The organism is Pseudomonas sp. NFX5, from assembly GCF_049132125.1.
Taxonomy (GTDB): Bacteria; Pseudomonadota; Gammaproteobacteria; order Pseudomonadales; family Pseudomonadaceae; genus Aquipseudomonas; species Aquipseudomonas marginalis.
Genome location: NZ_JAFMZG010000031.1, coordinates 360,506 through 379,287 on the forward strand (window position 1 = coordinate 360,506; position 18,782 = coordinate 379,287).

The window sequence follows — 18,782 nt, forward strand, 5'->3', positions numbered from 1 at the left end:
GTGATGCATCTCTTTTTGCCAGCATTCTGTTTCAGGAACTGATCGTACATGTCCATTTGGTTGGTGTTCGCAACGGTGCTTATAGCGTCGTTATTTTTGACTTGGGTTCTACGCCGCTATGCGTTGACACGCAGCCTGATGGATATACCCAACTGTCGCAGTTCTCACTCGGTGCCTACGCCACGAGGTGGTGGTGTCGCCATTGTCGTTACTTACCTGGTGGCATTGGGTGTGATGGTATCTATGGGGCTTATAGGTTGGGCTACTGCACTGCCTTTGCTGGGCAGTGGATTATTGATTGCCTTGGTCGGTTTTCTCGATGATCACGGGCATGTCGCTGCGCGTTGGCGTTTACTAGCGCATTTTGCAGCGGCGGCATGGGCACTGTTATGGATGGGGGGGTTACCCACATTAAACGTTGCGGGGGTTGATCTGAGCCTTGGTTGGCTTGGACACCTGTTGGCGGCCATGTACTTGGTCTGGATGCTCAATCTCTATAACTTCATGGACGGAATCGACGGCATCGCCAGCATTGAGGCAGTTTGTGCTTGCACAGGGGCGAGCTTGGTCTATTGGCTGGCTGGGCACGACGCACTCATAATGGCTCCTGGCCTACTGGCAATTGCAGTGCTGGGTTTCTTATATTGGAATTTTCCGCCCGCGCGCATCTTTATGGGAGACGCCGGCAGCGGGTTTCTAGGTGTCGTGATTGGAGTGTTTTCTTTACAGGCCGCATGGGTGGCCAATGAGTTGCTTTGGGTTTGGTTGATTTTGCTGGGCGTATTTATCGTTGATGCGACCTTTACTTTGGGCCGGCGTTTACTGCGTGGAGACAAAATCTACGAGGCCCACCGCAGTCATGCATATCAGTATGCTGCACGTAAAGTTGGGCGTCATATGCCAGTTACAATCACCGTTATGCTCATCAATTTACTCTGGCTGCTCCCGATTGCTGTGTGTGTCGGCATGGGGTTTAACGGGCTTATTGGCCTGGTGATAGCGTATGTGCCGTTGGTGATATTAGCCGTGAAGTTTCATGCCGGTGAATTGGAAACGCCTTCATAATAGGTGCCGGCTGCGATTTTAAATAGATGAGCTATACGTAGGGTGCTGGTTTTTGAGTCGTTACTAGGGACTGAGGTAATTCAAAGGGTTATGGATAAGATAAGAGCATATCTGGTGGGAATGTCCCGCCGGCAAAAACGGTTTCTCCAGGTAGCGACTGACATCCTGTTGATTTGGTTCGCCCTATGGATGGCGTTCGTCATACGCTTGGGAATTGACGAGCTAAGCAATCCATTTGTAGTCCACCTTTGGTTGTTTCTCAGTGCGCCAGTGATAGCGATTCCCTTGTTTGTGCGGCTCGGAATGTATCGTGCGGTGATGCGTTACTTCGGTAATGATGCACTTATTACAATAATAAAGGCTGTTACTCTTTCGGCGTTGGTACTGGCATTAGCCGTGTATGTGTACAGCAACCACCAAACTGTAGTCCCACGCTCGATAGTGTTCAATTACTGGTGGTTGAGCATGGTTATGATCGGTGGCCTGCGTTTAGCCATGCGTCAATATTTTCTTGGGGATTGGTTCGCGGCCGCACAGCACGTTCCTTTCACTAGTCGTGAGGATGGCTTGCCCAAAGTGGCCATCTATGGCGCGGGCGCCGCTGGCAACCAACTTGTTGCTGCTTTAAGAATGGGGCGACTTATGCGTCCTGTAGCCTTTATCGATGATGATGCCAGTATCTCCGATCGTGTGATTTCCGGGTTGCAGGTATACAAACCAAAAAATATTCAACGCATGATTGATGAGACGGGAGTGGGGGAGGTTCTCTTGGCCATTCCTTCTTGTTCTCGTGCCAGGCGTCGTGAAATTTTAAGTTACCTCGAAAGGTTTCCATTCCATGTACGGAGCGTGCCTGGTTTTATGGATCTTGCGAGTGGTTTGGTCAAAGTTGATGATATTCAAGAGGTGGATATTGCCGATCTACTCGGTCGCGATTCTGTCCCTCCCCAAGAAGACCTGCTCGCACACTGCATTAAAGGCCAGGTTGTTATGGTTACCGGTGCAGGAGGGTCTATTGGCTCCGAACTATGCCGGCAAATTTTATCTTTAGGACCTACATCGCTGATTCTGTTTGATCATAGTGAGTTTAATCTCTATAGCATCTTGTCAGAGCTGGAGCAGCGGGTAATAAGGGAATCCAGATCAATAAAATTGCTCCCCATTCTCGGCTCTGTGCGAAACCAGGAGAAGCTCCTTGATGTGATGAAACGCTGGAGTGTGGTCACGGTGTATCATGCTGCAGCTTATAAGCATGTGCCGATGGTAGAACATAATATTGCGGAAGGTATTCTAAATAATGTGATTGGCACCCTCAACACTGCTCAGGCGGCTCTGGAGGCTGGGGTCGCCAATTTTGTTTTGATCTCGACGGACAAGGCTGTCAGACCCACGAATATTATGGGCAGTACCAAAAGACTCGCAGAGCTGACATTACAAGCTTTGAGTAAAGAAGTTGCGCCGGTACTTTTTGGCGATTCGAGTAACGTATCAAGGGTTAATAAAACTCGGTTTACGATGGTTCGATTCGGAAATGTATTGGGGTCTTCGGGGTCTGTGATTCCACTATTCTACAAGCAAATTAAATCTGGCGGACCTCTAACGGTAACCCATCCAAAAATCACGCGTTATTTCATGACGATCCCTGAGGCAGCTCAATTGGTTATCCAAGCGGGTTCTATGGGAATGGGAGGGGATGTGTTTGTCCTGGATATGGGTGAGCCCGTAAAAATTGTGGAACTGGCAGAAAAGATGATCCACCTATCGGGATTAAGTGTTAGTTCAGATAAAAATCCGCACGGCGATATCGCCATCGAATTCACCGGGCTGCGCCCAGGAGAAAAGCTGTATGAGGAGCTTCTCATTGGTGATGACGTCGTTGCAACAAGACACCCAATGATCATGAGTGCAAATGAAGACTATCTCTCTTGGGAAACCCTCAAAAATAAACTGAGCGAACTGATCAGTGCTGTGAACGATGATAATTATTTACTGGTGCGTCAGTTATTGCGTGAGTCCGTCAGTGGATATTCCCCTGACGGAGAGATTGTCGATTGGGTGCATGAGCAGCAGCGTAGGCGACGAGAGCCATAATCACGGGATGCTTCGCCGGTTGCTAAGCCTTTAGATTACTTATTCTGCGGTAGCAAGGAGACAAACAACTCACGATTCTGAATGATTGATTCAGGAGCGCATAACTTGTGCTCAGAGAAGTCGAGAATATGCCTGCGCTTTTCTTGTTTTTCTTGAGGTGTTGTCTTGGAAAATGCATCTATCACCCGTGCAAATGACTGGGGCGTGCCAAGCGGTAAAACCCAGCCGAGATTATCTTGTTCAAGCGAACGCCAAGGAGTTCTATCACTTAGTAGAACAGGCGTTCCAGCGCTAATCGACTCGGCGATCACATGGCCATAGTTTTCCCCCTGTGTGGGAAAGAGGAATAGATCGTACGCAGAGAATATTTCTCTAACATCATCAGGCATTACTGTTCCGCAGTAGTTGTATTGGATGTGATCTGGTAGGGACGAAAGTAACTGTTCGCAGTGCGCCCAATAAGGTAAATCTTCCTTCGGGCCATAAATATCAAATTGGAGGCTGCATGTAGTCTCTGCAAGTATGCTTATAGCAAAATCGAGATTTTTCATGGGCGATATTCTCGATAGAAAAATAACGCGCAAAGAGCTTTCTTCTGTTTGATGCGGGGGTTGGAGGTTGAGCGAAGCTGGCGACGGTGAATTAACAGATGGTAAGTCTGAGGCGATTTTTATCTCGCTCTTATCAATGCCTAGTGCTTTTTCAATATCGTTCGCTTCAAATTCACTGGACGCCTGGAAAGTTAAATTTTTACTCAGGCGCAAAAATTGAGAAATGGCAATGTAGAGTTTCTTCTTGATTTTTTTTATTTCTAAAGCTGCTGAAGAAAACTCTCCCCTGGGGGCAAGAACGAAAGGTGTCGAATGATCACGCGATAAATAACGGTATAGAAGTGGGAAGATAGTAAATCTGCAATCAAAAAAACTATTCAAATATACGATGTCATGAGGTGTGGATTTTATTATTTTACGGATGCCTAAAAGGTTGAGCTTTTCTGCAGGTAGGTAATAGACATAGGCGTTTCCTTGGCGCTGCCAAACTTCGTGCTGGATGCTATGGTAGGGTATTGTATCGCCCAAGTCATGATTACGAGTGACGATCCAGAACTCAAGAGAATCATCTAGATGAGCAACCATATTTTCTATTGTGCGGACGGGGCCGCCACCTTTATAGCCCGGTACATAATAGGAAGAAAATGTTAATATTTTTAACTTGTTCATGTTAGGTCCGAGATAGTTATACACTTTAATAAAGAATTGCTAATGAAATTGTTTTCTAGGAAAATGTATTTTTTGGGAAAGATAAATGGCGAAAAGTCCGAGTGAGCATAGAAAAAAATAAAATAATAAACCTGGTACGTTTATACCCATTTGGGCCACGGCAGTAGATATTATACTTGCCCACAGAGCAGTTAAAAAAGCGTTTGAGAAGATTTTGTGAACTATAAGCTCACTAACCAGTACGGTATATGTGATTAAGAACATGCAAGATATTACAATTAGCGTGCTGCCTGATAAGTAGAAAAGTGAAATAGGACCAGGTAAGCTAGCAAATAAGAACTTTTCTGAATCTGAAAATCTATAATCTGAGTTTGCGATATTTTGAAATTGCGTAGTTTTTCCAATTTCTACTTTTTCAGTTAGAACTGAAAGGAAAAGTGTTCGATCTTTTTGCTTGTAGGCAGATGTTGCCATTAGCCCCTCTAGGCCAATCCATCGATCCACAGAAAACTTTGAAAGCTTTAGTATGCTATTTTTGAAAAGACTTATTTCAAAGTTTATAGAGGGCTTTTGAACCAGCCCGGAATAATGATAATCGCGAATGGAATTAACTAGCGGAAATGTGGCGGCGTATAGTGCGAGCGCGCAGATTAGTATTAAGGCAGAGGATTTTAAGTTGAGATTTTTTGTTAGTTTTCGATTTAAGAAAGTTGCCATAAAAATTGGTATGATATGAAAAACAAAGAGTCCTCTACTCAGCAAGGAAATAGATGAGAAAGTTGCTTCAAATAAAGATAATAATACAATGTAAATATTTGCTTTGGCTAGGGAGAACTCCCACCACAATAAAGTGGCTATGGCCATAGCGAAACCAGTAGACATTAGCCAGGAAAAAATTGCATTCAGAGGCCAGATTATAGTCTTCGGGACTATTCCTATTTGTTGGAATGAAAAATAAATATTTATTACCGAAAGTATGATTATTGATGAAATGAGTATAATCCAAAGGGGGAGTTTTAATTTTTTGTAAAAGGTTGGCGGTAATGGAGGGGTTTCTATAATTAAAGTAGACTGGTTTTTATTTGCAAAATTATAAAAATAGCGAGCAGCCAAAACGCCTATTACACCACAAGAGGCTACAAGCAATATATTGTCCCATTCGTCGCCTGATCCGTTGAATTGGCCGATGGGCTCGACATAGTCATACTTAAATAATAAATGAAGTGTGGCTTTCAACCAAAATCCTAGCCATAACATGACTGATAAAAAAGTATATCCATAACTAACCTTTGAAAATAGTCCTGACAGCAGTAGAGCTAAGAATATAAGGGAGAAAAAAATATAACTATACTGGTCGCCAGGGTATTCAAAGGTGGCTAAAAGAAATAATGTTGACCACGAAAGCACCAGAAAAAATATAAAAATGTATTTTGCTTTTTTGCATGCAAGGAGGTGGAGAGAGAAGATCTTAAGTGCGTTCATAATTAGAAGTCTCTATATTTAGAAAGAGGTTTTTATCTAAAATTTAGAAAGACCAGCGCCCGTCGTGCTCCAATAAAAAACTTTCCTTCCGGACGAATTCTAAAAAAGCACAATATTTTTATTGTGACCATAGATTTTTTTGAAGGTACAATTGAGAAATTATTACACAGCTTTTTCCAGCGCTCAGCTAAATTTGGGTGATCTGCCGCGATCCTGATGTACATTCTAAATGCGTTTTTGAATATCATCTCGTGGGTTTCTTTTTCGGAGTGCTGTAAGACATAAGTAAGCGCCATGTCGACATCCTCAACGGAGACCTTGTACCCACTGTTATAAATGTTCACAACTGAGCTAACACATGAAGTGTCACATCCCCATTGCGTTAGCAAGTGATTCCAATAATTTTCCTGAATGCCTCTTGATAAATTCAATTGCCGCAAAGCAGAGGAGGTGGAAATTTGAGTGGTGTGAACTCGATATTTAAGCAGAACCTCGGGTACGTTAGCCATCTTCCAGCCGCAAATTGCCGCACGAACCCAGAGATCATAATCTTCCGCCTTATCCCACTTGTGTCTATATTGTAGTCGCTTGACAAAGTCGGCGCGCATCATGACTGTGGGATGTGCAAAAGGTGATATGAAGAGTAAAGCTATCTTAATTGCACTGTCGGATTCCGGCAGTTTGACAATGCGTTTATCAGTCGTACCAAATCGTTTAACCCAACTTCCAACGATGTCGGCACCTGAGTAGTTTAAATACTCTAATTGCTTTTCAAATCTCGTCGATATTGCGATATCATCTTGGTCCATACGCGCAATCCACGTGCCTGTAGCTAGAGCGATGGATTCGTTGAGTGTATTAGCGAGGCCAGCATTCACTCTGCTAGAAAGTCTAATGCGGCGATCTATTTTTTCGTACTCTCGTAAGATGCTGAGTGAATTATCCGTTGAACCATCATCAATGATTATCAGCTCGAAATTAGACACGGTCTGATTTAATACTGAATCGATCGCGGATGCCAGGTGCGCAGCACCGTTATATACCGGAAGAATCACTGAAATAAGTGGTGCAGTATTGCATTCATCAGAATTCATGACGGTGCTTCCATAGCCAATCTCTGGTTGTTAAAAGGCCATCTAGAAAATGAACTTTAGGGCCCCAGCCTGTGTGGCTCTTGAGCTTTTGAGAATTGAGAATATTTGTACTCACATCAAAGCCCCGCTTTGGTAAATGTTCAACCTTGATATCGCAATCGATATCTTTCATTATAGGTCTCATTTTTTCAATTACATCCATATTACTGAGGCCCACTTCTGATCCTAGATTGTAAATCTCCGACAGTTTACCGTTTTCCAACGCATGAAATATTCCGGAGGCTACATCACTGACGTAGAGGTAGTCTCGCACGCTTCCAGCCTGGCCAAAAACTTTGATAGCAGAACCTTTTATTGATGAGGCGATTGCAGTGGCTATAAAGCCTTGACCGATGAACGGACGTTGACCAGTACCATATGCATTTGCAGGGCGAACACAGGTGAACCGAAGATTATGGGTCATAGCATAAAGAAAAGCATAACTTTCCAACGTAAGCTTCGTCACACCGTAAGGTGATATCGGTTTTGTGGGATGCTCTTCACTTATAGGCAGAGATAGCGCTTCACCGTACACCGTCCCGCCTGAGGAAACGAGTACCAGCTTTAATCCACGGCGAGCGACCTCTGCAAACAACTGCACAGTAGCTGGGAGGTTTTGCTCCAAATCAGCTAATGGGTTTTCAAAAGATGTATTGGGTACTGTCGCATAAGCGAGATGGATCACCTCCTGGTGCGTATTCAATATGTTGCAAATAAGATTCTTATGGGCAAAATCTCCGGCTATATACTTAGCCCCTAGGGGAACCTCATAGCGCGGCTTAGCGCTTCGCCCAAGGACCGTCACGTTTCGCCCTGACGCCACCAGTTGTGCAACAAGAAAGTGACCGATGTAGCCTCCACCCCCAATAACGAGTGTGGTTAGACCTGGCGAGAATTTACTGATCATAGGCTGATCCAGGTCGGCGGGATAAGATCATCTATATGATTATTAGTGTTGAACCAGCTTTTCGGTGTAATGACGATTTTGTCATTATTCGCATTTAGCCAAGCTCCCCACCAACTGAATGAACTGTTCGCAATGATGTTGTGTTTGCAGAGACTCATAAGTCTCATGTCGTTGTAGCTTGCTGCCCCATTGTTATGATCTACGTAACAGTGAGGGTGCTCTATTTTTAAATGTTCTTTGACCCAGTTTATATCATCTGAAAAAATGAAAAATGTTGGCGGTTTATTCATGTGAGTAAAATGGCTTATGGCAGCCTGGTAGTAATCCAAAGAGCATGCGCTATATGCTGAGTTATTCACATAGTCGCCTCTTCGTATATGTAGGCTCACCGCCTCTGTATTGCTGATTAAGTTTGAAATGCGCGAATTTTCATTGTTCATAGGTAGCTTGAATGAAAAATCTTTTCGGATAATAGATTCAATATTTTTAAAGTAGCGTTCGCTCTGCCAGTATCCACTCAGATAGGTGTTGTCCGATAAATCCTGAAAACCCCGCCAGTATTGAAATGATGGTTCAATACTCAATGTGGTTTTGCGTAACCAAGCAAGACGGGGACGGTGCAGAATACTACGAACGACAGCGGGGGCTTGCCAACCGAGAATTTTTTGTATGTCCGAGTTGCTAGCTGTTTTAAAGTCGGCGCTAAATATTTTATTGAGCTCAAAGCCTTGATGTAGGGCGTATGATTCAAAAGAAGTAACGTCAAGGAATAATCCTGTATTTTTTTCGACAGACAGTGCTCTGGCAGCTGCATATTGAAACATCTGGTTGCCTAGGCCGCCTATAATATGTGCAATGATCATATTTAAAATTTCCTCAATTGCACACTAAGCAGTCTTAGCGTCGCGGGATTATTCCACAGCATCATGAACAGTATAGTTGCGACGATAAAAGATATGCCAATGCTATAGCCTAGTGCCGTAACCCAACTGGAAGCCACAGGTGCATAGTTTACCAGGCAGGCCAAGGACATCATTATTAGAAATGATATAAGAATTCGGGGTTTGTCGAGTTTAAATTTCACTTGGTTGTACATCGTTACAGTCATAGTAATAAGCATCATGATAGCTCCTAGTATTAGAGCTGCTCCCGCCCAGCTTATATCAAGCTGTCGATCACCTGCGTTAATGATCCCACCTAAAATTATAGCGGCACCGACCGCATAAGGCGCTGCTAGATGAATTGTTTTTCTTCTGACGTGTGCTGCATTACCGAGCACATTTCCAAGTGCTCTGCAGAGCTCAACTATCGATCCAACGGCTACAAATATCCATGCGTCGGCATATTCCGCGGCGACCAATAGTTTTAGTAAAAACGGAGATATTGCAATTGTCAGGCCCGCAAGAAGTAGGTAGAGCGGTGTAAGGGTATTTAAAAGGTCTGAAACGGCTAGTTCAATTTCGGTACTATTGGAGTTTTCGCTGACTCTACGGTAGAAAAATGGATACAAGAACTGTATTGCGAGTGATTCGGCCAGAGCCCATATTTGACCCGCCAACTGTAAGCCAATAGCGAAATAGCCAAGTTTTTTAAGTCCCCAGTAGTATTCAATAGCGAAGCGATAACCTGACAATTGAATCCACATCAAGCCTGCAGCAAGTGATAACGGTATACAGTATTTTAGAATTTCATGTTTGGTAAGTAAAAATACAGCCGTGTTCTTTTCATATTCATCCTTTGGAGTTTTTCTAAGGAGTTCATATCTCGCGCCCATCGCTCCTAGAAGTAAGCCAATTGCTTGGCCTGTGAACCATGAGATTGCAGAAGGCCAGATTTTTACCAGCAGCACAGAGGCAATTAAACTAGTTGTCGATGACACTATCGACCAACTTACTGATTGGTTTCGGAAACCAAGCATGTTCAGCATAGGAATTAGGGTCGCATTCCATGTTGCAGCTAGAACCATGGTGAATACCGCTAGCATGGTTAGTAGGGCGATATATGGTGTGCCTGCGTTAAATGCTTCCAGTGATACAATTGAACCTATACAAGACGATAAAGTTACGAAAGTGCGAAACGATTTTAGTCGTGGAATTAAAGTGTTGTCGTCCCACCACTTATGAGTATGCAGGTTTATATGTTGTCCAACAGGATTTATTAAGAATAGTCCGCATAACATCTGAATAGTAATTAAAATTGCAAGCTCTCCATATTGTTCTGGAGAGAGGTACGAAGTGACGGCCTTGATTGATATCAGAGCTATTACAGTCGAAGCAAGGCGGCCCGTACTTATAACTAGAAGTTCACTTTTATAGGCCAAGATCTTTTACTATTGTTTTGACAATAGTTTCCGTAAAAAAGTCTGTGCCGAAAGGAGTTGCGGAGTCACTATCCAAGAAACGTTCTATACGCCTCTGGTAGTTGGTGAATTCTTCATTTGTAATGTTTTCTAAGTAATTGTATAGCGCAGGCATATCTTTGAATTTTCTGCGGTCTATGAAGCAGTCTTCTGGGATGTAGTCTGAAATATTACTTGCTCCCCAGTAAATAGGAATGCAGCCTGAAAAAAAGCAATCGAATATTTTTTCTGTAATATAGCCAGGTAAATCTCTCACGTTTTCATAACAAATAGAAAAACGAGTGTTTTTAAGTGTTTCATGCTTGCTGCATATTTTCCCTCGATAACTCGGGAAAGGGCGAAACTTTACAAGTTTAGTGAAGGAATTCCAAAAGCGACGTTCTATAGCTCCTCTTATTCCACCTTTTGCTGCAGGGATATTCCATCCCCCACCGTATAAATGAAAATTTTCGGGTGCGTTTTTTTCAAACCATCGAATAGCCTTAACACGCTCTTTATATAGATCGCGGCTGTCATGGATAGTCAGTGCTCTATTGCTGGATATTAAGCAACAGAAAATCGGCCTTGATAAAAAACCGTCAGGTTGCAAGCTTTTTATCCGGTTTGGAAAGTTAATTTTTATAAATTTTTTGTCGTCTATTAAATTGTCATTCCATGTGAATACTTTATGATAATTATCTAGGTTTTCAGGTCTTCCGTTTTCTACACGAATCTGTGGGGTTTCCAGCATTAATAAATAGCGAGTGGCGGATGAGTACGCTGGATGTACATCAAAATCCAAACTAAACTTTATTTTTGTTATGTCTGACAAGTCTAAAGTGTTGATCTCAATGCCGTACTCAAAAAATTTTTTACGCATTTGGTAGAAAGGATAAAAACTGTCGTCGCGATTGGACTTGTTTGTTAAGTCAAATATCGCGTTATTTTTAAGTCCGTTGCCTGCGAAGGCAGAATAGATCATTGTCATTGACTTTGTGTATCCTTTATTTTCCAGTTCTCCCAAACAAACTCATAATTCCATGTTTCGATGTGGGTTGAGTTTAATTTCTTACGCAGTGCATTTCTTTTTTCTTCTGCATTTTCGACGAAATTATGAAACTGAATTTGCAGATTGGTTATGTTGTCAGTGTAATTCGAGTCAATCATCGCATCGAGAACCTCAAATTCTCCCCCCTCGATATTTATTTTCATAAGGTCGATACTGTCGACGCCCAGCTCTCTAATGCACGGGATGATGGAGCGAATTTCAACACGCTCCATTTTTCCGCTTGTATGTGGTGATTGGAAGCTTGAAGCGTTTTCCGCTAAACCTATATCCATCCATGTGTCGATTGCTGAAAGACCGTATTTAAAGCAGTGGATTTTTCCATTACCCTTAAATCGATCAACACATATCTGAAAAAACTCCGATACAGGTTCAAATATGTACACAGTGCAACCGTACTTTTCATGTATGTCAGCGGCAAAATCTCCGTGGTATCCACCAAGATCAAAAACCACACTCGATGGGGTGAGGGGGTAGTCTAATCTCAGCGTCATATCCCCCTTGTCCTTGAACCATCTATGAACCTCAACTAAAAACTTTTCTTTCTTTACGTGTAACTTGTAAAGATGATGGATTTTATTTTTTATTTTTTTAGTCAGTTTCATTTTGTTGTCAGCTATTTGATTGAGGTAAGTGCTGTAAATGCTTCAGAGATATCAAAGTGGTGATTGCCTACAAATAACCCGAATCGGTCAATATGCTCAGCATTTTTCAGGTCACCGTGTACTTCTGAGTCGAAATATTTAACCACTTCATTTTTTGCAAAATTTCCGGCTACAATTGGTCGACACTCAAAGCCGAGGTCAGTAAGTTTTTCTACGAGATATTTGCGCGTCAACTTACTGCCTGGGCGAATCACTAGGCTAAACCCGAACCAGCTGGACTCTCCAATCTCTCGTTGGATAATAATGTCTGGGTGGTCTGTCATTGCGGCCTGTAGCAGCAATCCATTTTTACGCCGCTCTTCGATCAGGCTAGGCAAGCGTTTTACTTGCTCAACGCCCAGCGCACCCTCAAGCTCCAGAGGACGGACGTTATATCCCGGCAGCACAAAGCGGAACGACTCCTCAAATGGATCATCGCTTTTATCGCTGCACACCAGGTTTTGCTTGGGCAAATTGCGAGTCCAGCCGTGCGCTCTAAGCGACAGCAAGATCTGATACAACTCCTCATCGTCGGTTACGATCAAGCCTCCCTCCATCGTTGAGATGTGATGACTGAAGAAGGAGCTGAAGCTGCCCATTACGCCGAATGTACCGGCCTGTTTGCCGTTATAAGTTGCGCCCATGGATTCGCAGTTGTCTTCAATCAGCACGACTTTCCGATCGCCGATGATTTCTTGAATACGCCCAAAATCGTTTGGATTACCAAGTAAATTGACCGCCATGATTGCACGGGTTTTATCCGTTACAGCAAGCTCGAGCTGTTCGAGATCGTAGTTGAGCGTGTGGAGGTCGATGTCTACAAATTTGATCTTCAGACCATACTGGTAAAGTGGGTAGTAGGTAGTGCTCCATGAAACTGCAGGAACAATAATCTCATCGCCTCTTTGTAGCTTGATGGAGGCGTTTTGCGTGTAAAACAGTGCCGCGACAATCAACAGGTTGGCCGACGATCCGGAGTTCACCATCACACAATGCTTACTGCCTACAAATTCCGCAAAGTCCCGTTCAAATGCCTTGACCTGCTCACCCATTGTAAACATGCCGGTGGCGATGACGCGCTGCATCGCTTCAAGCTCTTCCTTCTCCCATGAGGAGGTAGCCAGCGGAAATTTAATGCTCATTGTTGATGCTCCAGATAATAGCTATAAGTCTTTTCAATACCTTCTTGCAAACTATGTCGCGGCTTCCATCCCCACGATATTTGGCGCTCGATGTTCACAAGTTTTCGCGCCATGCCCACAGGTTTAGTAAGGTCGTGCTCGAACGTCCCTTCATAGCCCATTACTGTGGCTGCAGTGCGGTAGTAGTCATTTATTGAGTGGTCGTTACCCAGACCTATATTCATATAGCGAGGGACCGACTCAAAATGCTTAATTGCGTGTATTAGTGCATCTGCCAAATCGCCCCCATACATGAACTCGCGTCTGGCAGAACCATCTCCCCACACATCGACTGAGGGCGCCCCCGTTTTCTTCGCTATATGGAGTTTGTGAATAATAGCCGGTAACAAGTGTGAGTGAGCAGGATCGAATTTGTCAAAACGTCCGAAGATATTGCAGGGGATCAGCGTCTTATATTGAAGTCCTTGATCTTCACGTGAAATATAGTCGCACAGTCGCGCTGTCACTATTTTGGCCAAGGCATAGCCTTCATTGGTCGGCTCCAGTTCTCCCGTCAGCACCATATCTTCGCTGAGCGATCCGGTATGGTTGCGAGGGTACATGCAGGAGCTACCGAGATTGATCAGGCGGGGCACGCCTGCGAGCTGTGCTGCGCTGACGACGTTGCGACCTATATCAAGGTTGTCTCGAAGGAAGTTCACAGGCTCCCTGACGTTCGCTTGGATCCCTCCTACCTTTCCTGCCGCGTGAATGATGAAGTCAGGCTTATGCCGCTCAACGTAAGCCTGCACCGCGAGAAAATCTCGCAGGTCCAGCTCGCTGCTGCGCGGAGCTAATACTTCAAACTCGCCAATCTCGGGATGGTCGAGCAAGTTGCGCCCTACCATTCCTCCTCCGCCTGTCAACAGTATTCGTTTCGTGCTCATTGGATGGGTAGCCAACTCAATTATTCGTTATAGCTGAACGTCGTGTAGCCGTGTTGATTGACAAGCTCATCACGCTCCGCGCTTTTAAGGTCCTCGCGCACCATCTCACTGACGAGTTCTTCGAATGTGATTTTTGGCGTCCAACCCAACTTCGTTTTCGCTTTGGTTGCATCTCCCAGCAGTGTTTCCACTTCAGTTGGGCGGAAGTATCTTGGGTCTACTGCCACGATGCATTTACCATCCTCGCTGTACCCTTTTTCGTCTACGCCCGAGCCTTGCCAGGTAATATTAATGCCTAGTTCGCTGGCCGCTGCGTTAACGAAATCACGGACGCTGTATTGCACGCCTGTTGCAATAACAAAGTCTTCGGGGGTTTCTTGTTGCAGCATCAGCCATTGCATTTCTACGTAGTCTTTTGCGTGACCCCAGTCCCGCAAAGAATCCATATTGCCCAGGTACAGGCATTCTTGAAGGCCGAGTTTTATCCGAGCAAGTGCGCGAGTGATCTTGCGCGTGACGAAGGTTTCGCCTCGAATCGGACTTTCGTGGTTAAAAAGTATTCCGTTGCAGGCGTAGATCCCGTAAGCCTCTCGATAATTGACGGTGATCCAGTAGGCATATAGCTTCGCAACGGCGTAGGGGCTGCGTGGGTAGAAAGGCGTGGTTTCTTTCTGTGGCGTTTCTTGCACGAGGCCGTAAAGCTCGGAAGTGGACGCCTGATAGAAACGGGTCTTTTTTTCCAAGCCAAGAATTCGGATGGCTTCAAGAATACGCAGCGCACCGAGGGCATCGGAGTTGGCAGTATATTCAGGCTCTTCAAAAGAGACCGCTACGTGGCTTTGCGCTGCCAAATTGTAAATTTCGTCCGGTTGCACTTTTTGGATAATGCGCGTCAGGCTGGACGAGTCGGTCATATCTCCGTGGTGCAAGAAAAAAGGCAGGCCCTTGTCATGTACGTCATGGAATAGATGATCGATGCGAGCGGTGTTGAACAACGAGCTCCGGCGCTTCATGCCGTGTACTTCGTAGCCCTTGCTCAACAATAATTCAGCAAGATAGGCGCCATCTTGTCCAGTTACGCCTGTGATGAGTGCTTTCTTAATCATTTGCTCTTCCATAATTGTCTTCGAATCTAACGATATCGTTTTCACCCAGATAACTACCGGATTGGACTTCTATTATCTCAAGTTCAACCATTCCCGGGTTCTTCAGGCGATGGATTTCCCCGATGGGGATGTACGTGGATTGGTTTTCGGTCAAAATAAAAGTGTCAGCGCCGCGTGTCACTTCGGCCGTCCCTTTTACAACGATCCAGTGTTCGGCTCGGTGATGGTGTTTTTGCAGTGACAACGAGGCGCCTGGTTTCACACCAATTCTTTTGACCTGAAAGCGATCGCCCGTATCAATACTGTCGTACCAACCCCAGGGTCGCGAAACTTTTCGATGGGTGATCGCCTGACTGCAGTTTTCTTTTTCCAGTTGCAGGACGACGTTTTTAACGTGTTCTACGTGATCTCTGTGGGTTATCAGGACTGCATCCGGGGTATCGATAATCAACAGGTTTTCAGTGCCTAATGCGACGACTGGTCGGTGTGGCGCGTGGATGAACGTGTTTCGGGATTGGCTTATTCGACCTTGGCCGTGGATTCTGTTACCGAATTCATCGGCTTCGGTCATTTCAGCCAGCGCATTCCAGCTACCTACGTCACTCCATTGCCCGCTGAATGGAGCTACTACTACATGGTCATGGTGCTCCATTACGGCGTAGTCAATGCTTTCTGCACGGCAGGTCGCAAAACTCGAAGCAGCAGGGCGGATAAAAGATGTTCCACCTGCGAGCCGTTCTGACGTTGCCTCATCGAAGGATGCTCGGCAGACCTCCAGAATGTCCGGTGCATGGCGTTCCATCGCATCAATCAGTACTGTGCCTTTGCACAGGAAAATCCCTGCATTCCACAAGACATCGCCCCGCAGGAGCAAGGTCTGCGCGGTGGCAGCATCGGGCTTTTCTATAAAACGTTCGACGCGGCTACACCCATCCTTTTGAGCAAGGCCTTGCTGGATATAACCATAAGCGGTCGAGGGAAAGCTCGGCAGTACGCCATAGGTGACAATTGCTCCGCCTTGGGCGTGAGCAACGCCAAGCCGCACGGTTCTTGCGAAAGCTTCCGCATCCGGAATGTGGTGATCAGCTGGGCAAAACAGCAGTAAGTCTCGCCCTTCTTTCACACTGCTCAGCGCTGCAAGTGTCATGGCGGCTGCCGTGTTCCGAGCAGACGGCTCCAGAATCACTGCGCCCTTCAACTGTGTCGAGTGAAGGCCCTCAGAGACTAGAAACCGGTGATCTTCAGAAGCGACTAACAGCACATGATCCGCGAGGAGAGATACGCGTTCCAGTGTCAGTTGTAGCAGGCTTTTCTCCCCGATTAGAGGTACAAACTGTTTTGGAAAACTTTTGCGTGACAACGGCCATAGCCGAGATCCAGAGCCGCCACAGAGAATAACCGGGGTGATTGAGTTAGATGTCATCAGTGGTCTACTTGAACAAAAAGCCTAAAAAGCCAGTAAATGGCATTACCTACGTGGATCTCGACGAATTGAAATATCTATAAAGATATCTAGCGGCGTTGATATGCTTGGTCTTTTTGTGGTAGCTGCCTGGCTCCACGCCGTAAGAGCTTTTCAGTTTCATACAAGTCAAAAAATCCTTTTCGCCGGACGTTTGTGAAACCCTCTAAGGGCGAGTTGCCAGTTTTTTGACTAACTCTATATTGCCATCAGGTACGCTAACCTAATAGTTTACCTTATGCTTGGCGTGCTTCAAGTTTTACCTCATGCAAGGACTCTGACGTCATTTTTTAGCTGTTTTTTTTGGAGGCTTACAGTTTTCGATTGGCGGTGACTGCATTGATCTGTGGGGCGGATGTCCGCTATGACCCTACCCATCACATACTTTGTAACCTCGTCATTTTTGACATGGCTCTGTAGTCACCTAAGTTAGAAAAGCAGCCTCGGAAAGCTGCTTTTCTCTCACACTGTCATGGAGCGTCACCAATGCAAAACACCTACCTCACCTCCCTAATCTTCGCCTTCCTCACGACCCTTTCAGTCACCACCACCGCAGCCCCGTCCATCAAACCCGAAGCTCCAACCCCTATCACCGCCCAGATGACCAAGGTCGAGCAGTCCACCAAGGTCAACCTGAACACTGCCGACGCCGAAACCCTGCGTCGTGACCTCTTCGGTATCGGTGCCGCTAAAGCCCAGGCGATCATCGCCTATCGCGAAAGCAATGGTCCGTTCACGGCGGTGGATGAGTTGTTGGAAGTGAAGGGGATTGGCAAGGCGCTGCTGGAAAAGAATCGCGATAGGCTGGCCATCAACTGATTCATCCAGGAGGCCGGTCATTGATCGGCCTTTTTGCCCTCCGGGTTCTGCGTTTTCAAGCGTTCGCGCACCACGGCCATGATCTGTCTTGCCAATTGAGGGTCTTCAACACTCCTGGCCAGTACCAATGCGCCCACCAGTGTCGACATCATCACCAGGCTCTCTGCATCGCAACGCTCCTCTCCCAATGCCGTTTCTATTTGCTTGAGCCTTGCGTTGAGTACCTGGTCTGTAGTCGCACTGGGCTGGCCTCGGAGCCCCAGTTCTGAGGACATCGTTGGCAGTGGGCAGCCCTGGTCCGGGGAGGTCAGGTGCCATTCCGACAGGTAACTGTCGATAAACGCGCCCAGCGGCTGCTCCTGGCTGAACAGCATGTCGCAATGGGCGTCCAGGTCTGCGGCGGCCGCCTGCAGGGCTGTCTCCACCAGTTCGCCCTTGGATTTGAAATGCGCGTAAAAGCCGCCATGGGTCAGGTTCAAGGCTTTCATCAGTGGCTGCAGGCCGGTGGCGTCGATGCCGTCGCGGCGAAAGCGCGCAGAGGCTTCCTTGATGATGCGTTGGTGGGTTTGGGCTTTGTGGTTTTGTGAATAACGCATGGGGCAGCCTCGGTTACAGGCGGGCATTTTAACCAACTTGACCTTTTTTACACACTCGTCGGCATGCAGTGCGTTGGCATGAAATGTGATTACATCTAGACGGAAGATTGTTCAACAATCGTGAGGTGGTCATGACGCTCAGTTTGTCTTTAGCCGACCAGATTGCCCTGGAGCTGCGTGCCGACATTATTGCGGGGCGGTTATTGCCAGGCATGGCATTGGTCGAGGTGGATCTGGTCAAGGCCTACAGTGCGTCGCGCAATACGATTCGCGAAGCCTTGCACCGTCTGGGGCAGGAGGGGTTGACCCGTTATGTGCGTAACAAGGGCGTCATGGTGCGGCGGTTGGAGCGGGAGGAAGTCCGCGACCTGTTTGTAGTCCGCCGTACCCTGGAGTTGCAGGCCATCGCCGGAAGCGAGGCCTTGACGCCCGAGCAATCCGAGCGCCTGCAAAACGCCATTGACGCCACCACCCTGGCCCGTGAGCGCGAGGATTGGCGTGCGGTGGCCACCCACAGTTTGCTGTTCCATCAGCACATCGTCGGGTTGATGGGCAGCCCGTTGTTCGATGAGTTTTTTGCCCAGGTCATCGCCCAGTTGCGCCTGGTGTTTTGCGCCGCGCCTGATGAGCAACGTTTCCAGTCGCCCTGGCTGGAGCGTGACCGTGAGATTTATCAATGGCTTGTCGAGCAGGACAAACCGGCGGCAGGGGAGGCGATGAGCCTGTACCTGGATGATTCGGAACACCTGTCCTTGGCCCTGTTTACCCACCCCTGATCGAGGATC

The 18,782-nt window shown here is 46.2% G+C and carries 17 protein-coding genes; 4 read left to right on the forward strand and 13 right to left on the reverse strand.

The genetic code is table 11. The annotated features are described in order from the left end of the window. Positions 1–48: 48 nt before the first annotated feature. Positions 49–1,065, forward strand: coding sequence for an MraY family glycosyltransferase (locus J1N02_RS22335; protein WP_146475754.1), 1,017 nt, complete (start codon positions 49–51; stop codon positions 1,063–1,065). A 90-nt stretch (positions 1,066–1,155) separates the two neighbouring features. After that, positions 1,156–3,156, forward strand: a complete 2,001-nt coding sequence (locus J1N02_RS22340) for a polysaccharide biosynthesis protein (protein ID WP_065947430.1) — start codon at positions 1,156–1,158, stop codon at positions 3,154–3,156. 35 nt (positions 3,157–3,191) lie between these two features. On the opposite strand, the gene J1N02_RS22345 is transcribed toward J1N02_RS22340, so the two are convergent. The 12 genes from J1N02_RS22345 to J1N02_RS22400 are packed head-to-tail and all read right to left on the reverse strand — an operon-like array spanning position 3,192 to position 16,543. Next, complete coding sequence (locus tag J1N02_RS22345; RefSeq protein ID WP_421147755.1) at positions 3,192–4,376, reverse strand: glycosyltransferase family 4 protein; 1,185 nt, start codon at positions 4,374–4,376, stop codon at positions 3,192–3,194. A gap of 39 nt (positions 4,377–4,415) precedes the next feature. Further along, the gene (locus tag J1N02_RS22350; protein WP_421147756.1) at positions 4,416–5,858 is read right to left on the reverse strand and encodes a hypothetical protein; all 1,443 of its coding nucleotides are present in this window, start codon (positions 5,856–5,858) and stop codon (positions 4,416–4,418) included. Positions 5,859–5,890: 32 nt separating this feature from the next. Next, a complete protein-coding gene (locus J1N02_RS22355) occupies positions 5,891–6,952 on the reverse strand; it encodes a glycosyltransferase family 2 protein (protein ID WP_421147757.1) in 1,062 nt (353 codons plus the stop codon). Continuing rightward, positions 6,942–7,898, reverse strand: coding sequence for an NAD-dependent epimerase/dehydratase family protein (locus tag J1N02_RS22360; protein ID WP_421147758.1), 957 nt, complete (start codon positions 7,896–7,898; stop codon positions 6,942–6,944). The genes J1N02_RS22355 and J1N02_RS22360 overlap by 11 nt, the downstream gene beginning before the upstream one ends. Further along, positions 7,895–8,761 carry an alpha-1,2-fucosyltransferase gene (locus J1N02_RS22365; protein ID WP_421147759.1) on the reverse strand — a complete coding sequence of 289 codons (867 nt, stop codon included), beginning with the start codon at positions 8,759–8,761 and terminating at the stop codon, positions 7,895–7,897. The genes J1N02_RS22360 and J1N02_RS22365 overlap by 4 nt, the downstream gene beginning before the upstream one ends. Before the next feature lie 2 nt (positions 8,762–8,763). Then, the gene (locus tag J1N02_RS22370) at positions 8,764–10,218 is read right to left on the reverse strand and encodes a lipopolysaccharide biosynthesis protein (RefSeq protein WP_421147760.1); all 1,455 of its coding nucleotides are present in this window, start codon (positions 10,216–10,218) and stop codon (positions 8,764–8,766) included. After that, positions 10,208–11,224, reverse strand: a complete 1,017-nt coding sequence (locus J1N02_RS22375; RefSeq protein WP_421147761.1) for a glycosyltransferase family 10 domain-containing protein — start codon at positions 11,222–11,224, stop codon at positions 10,208–10,210. Before J1N02_RS22375 ends, J1N02_RS22370 begins: the two co-directional genes overlap by 11 nt. Then, complete coding sequence (locus J1N02_RS22380) at positions 11,221–11,907, reverse strand: FkbM family methyltransferase (protein WP_421147762.1); 687 nt, start codon at positions 11,905–11,907, stop codon at positions 11,221–11,223. Before J1N02_RS22380 ends, J1N02_RS22375 begins: the two co-directional genes overlap by 4 nt. 11 nt (positions 11,908–11,918) lie before the next feature. Continuing rightward, a complete protein-coding gene (locus J1N02_RS22385) occupies positions 11,919–13,088 on the reverse strand; it encodes a DegT/DnrJ/EryC1/StrS family aminotransferase (protein WP_421147763.1) in 1,170 nt (389 codons plus the stop codon). Beyond that, positions 13,085–14,014: a GDP-L-fucose synthase family protein gene (locus J1N02_RS22390; RefSeq protein ID WP_098480028.1), complete on the reverse strand. Its 930-nt coding sequence runs from the start codon at positions 14,012–14,014 to the stop codon at positions 13,085–13,087. Before J1N02_RS22390 ends, J1N02_RS22385 begins: the two co-directional genes overlap by 4 nt. A 20-nt stretch (positions 14,015–14,034) precedes the next feature. Further along, positions 14,035–15,120, reverse strand: a complete 1,086-nt coding sequence (gmd, locus tag J1N02_RS22395; RefSeq protein ID WP_065947436.1) for a GDP-mannose 4,6-dehydratase — start codon at positions 15,118–15,120, stop codon at positions 14,035–14,037. Continuing rightward, positions 15,113–16,543, reverse strand: coding sequence for a mannose-1-phosphate guanylyltransferase/mannose-6-phosphate isomerase (locus J1N02_RS22400; protein ID WP_065947437.1), 1,431 nt, complete (start codon positions 16,541–16,543; stop codon positions 15,113–15,115). The genes gmd and J1N02_RS22400 overlap by 8 nt, the downstream gene beginning before the upstream one ends. Before the next feature lie 525 nt (positions 16,544–17,068). Here J1N02_RS22400 and J1N02_RS22405 point away from each other — a divergent pair. Next, positions 17,069–17,401, forward strand: coding sequence for a ComEA family DNA-binding protein (locus J1N02_RS22405; RefSeq protein ID WP_027604151.1), 333 nt, complete (start codon positions 17,069–17,071; stop codon positions 17,399–17,401). A 17-nt stretch (positions 17,402–17,418) separates the two neighbouring features. On the opposite strand, the gene J1N02_RS22410 is transcribed toward J1N02_RS22405, so the two are convergent. Further along, a complete protein-coding gene (locus tag J1N02_RS22410) occupies positions 17,419–17,997 on the reverse strand; it encodes a TetR/AcrR family transcriptional regulator (protein ID WP_419480218.1) in 579 nt (192 codons plus the stop codon). Positions 17,998–18,128: 131 nt separating this feature from the next. On the opposite strand from J1N02_RS22410, the gene J1N02_RS22415 reads away from it, so the two are divergent. Further along, positions 18,129–18,773 (forward strand): GntR family transcriptional regulator, encoded by a 645-nt coding sequence (locus J1N02_RS22415; RefSeq protein WP_092359056.1) that lies wholly within the window; start codon positions 18,129–18,131, stop codon positions 18,771–18,773. The last annotated feature ends 9 nt before the right edge of the window (positions 18,774–18,782 follow it).

What these genes read in the sequence shown, in the direction of transcription:
- J1N02_RS22385 (WP_421147763.1), bottom strand. Translation starts at nt 13,088, where the DNA reads ATGAGCATTAAATTTCCGCTGGCTACCTCCTCATGGGAGAAGGAAGAG.
- J1N02_RS22415 (WP_092359056.1), top strand. Translation starts at nt 18,129, where the DNA reads ATGACGCTCAGTTTGTCTTTAGCCGACCAGATTGCCCTGGAGCTGCGT.
- J1N02_RS22360 (WP_421147758.1), bottom strand. Translation starts at nt 7,898, where the DNA reads ATGATCAGTAAATTCTCGCCAGGTCTAACCACACTCGTTATTGGGGGT.
- J1N02_RS22345 (WP_421147755.1), bottom strand. Translation starts at nt 4,376, where the DNA reads ATGAACAAGTTAAAAATATTAACATTTTCTTCCTATTATGTACCGGGC.
- J1N02_RS22365 (WP_421147759.1), bottom strand. Translation starts at nt 8,761, where the DNA reads ATGATCATTGCACATATTATAGGCGGCCTAGGCAACCAGATGTTTCAA.
- J1N02_RS22405 (WP_027604151.1), top strand. Translation starts at nt 17,069, where the DNA reads ATGCAAAACACCTACCTCACCTCCCTAATCTTCGCCTTCCTCACGACC.
- J1N02_RS22400 (WP_065947437.1), bottom strand. Translation starts at nt 16,543, where the DNA reads ATGACATCTAACTCAATCACCCCGGTTATTCTCTGTGGCGGCTCTGGA.
- J1N02_RS22355 (WP_421147757.1), bottom strand. Translation starts at nt 6,952, where the DNA reads ATGAATTCTGATGAATGCAATACTGCACCACTTATTTCAGTGATTCTT.
- J1N02_RS22380 (WP_421147762.1), bottom strand. Translation starts at nt 11,907, where the DNA reads ATGAAACTGACTAAAAAAATAAAAAATAAAATCCATCATCTTTACAAG.
- J1N02_RS22350 (WP_421147756.1), bottom strand. Translation starts at nt 5,858, where the DNA reads ATGAACGCACTTAAGATCTTCTCTCTCCACCTCCTTGCATGCAAAAAA.
- gmd (WP_065947436.1), bottom strand. Translation starts at nt 15,120, where the DNA reads ATGATTAAGAAAGCACTCATCACAGGCGTAACTGGACAAGATGGCGCC.
- J1N02_RS22335 (WP_146475754.1), top strand. Translation starts at nt 49, where the DNA reads ATGTCCATTTGGTTGGTGTTCGCAACGGTGCTTATAGCGTCGTTATTT.
- J1N02_RS22410 (WP_419480218.1), bottom strand. Translation starts at nt 17,997, where the DNA reads ATGCGTTATTCACAAAACCACAAAGCCCAAACCCACCAACGCATCATC.
- J1N02_RS22375 (WP_421147761.1), bottom strand. Translation starts at nt 11,224, where the DNA reads ATGACAATGATCTATTCTGCCTTCGCAGGCAACGGACTTAAAAATAAC.
- J1N02_RS22340 (WP_065947430.1), top strand. Translation starts at nt 1,156, where the DNA reads ATGGATAAGATAAGAGCATATCTGGTGGGAATGTCCCGCCGGCAAAAA.
- J1N02_RS22390 (WP_098480028.1), bottom strand. Translation starts at nt 14,014, where the DNA reads ATGAGCACGAAACGAATACTGTTGACAGGCGGAGGAGGAATGGTAGGG.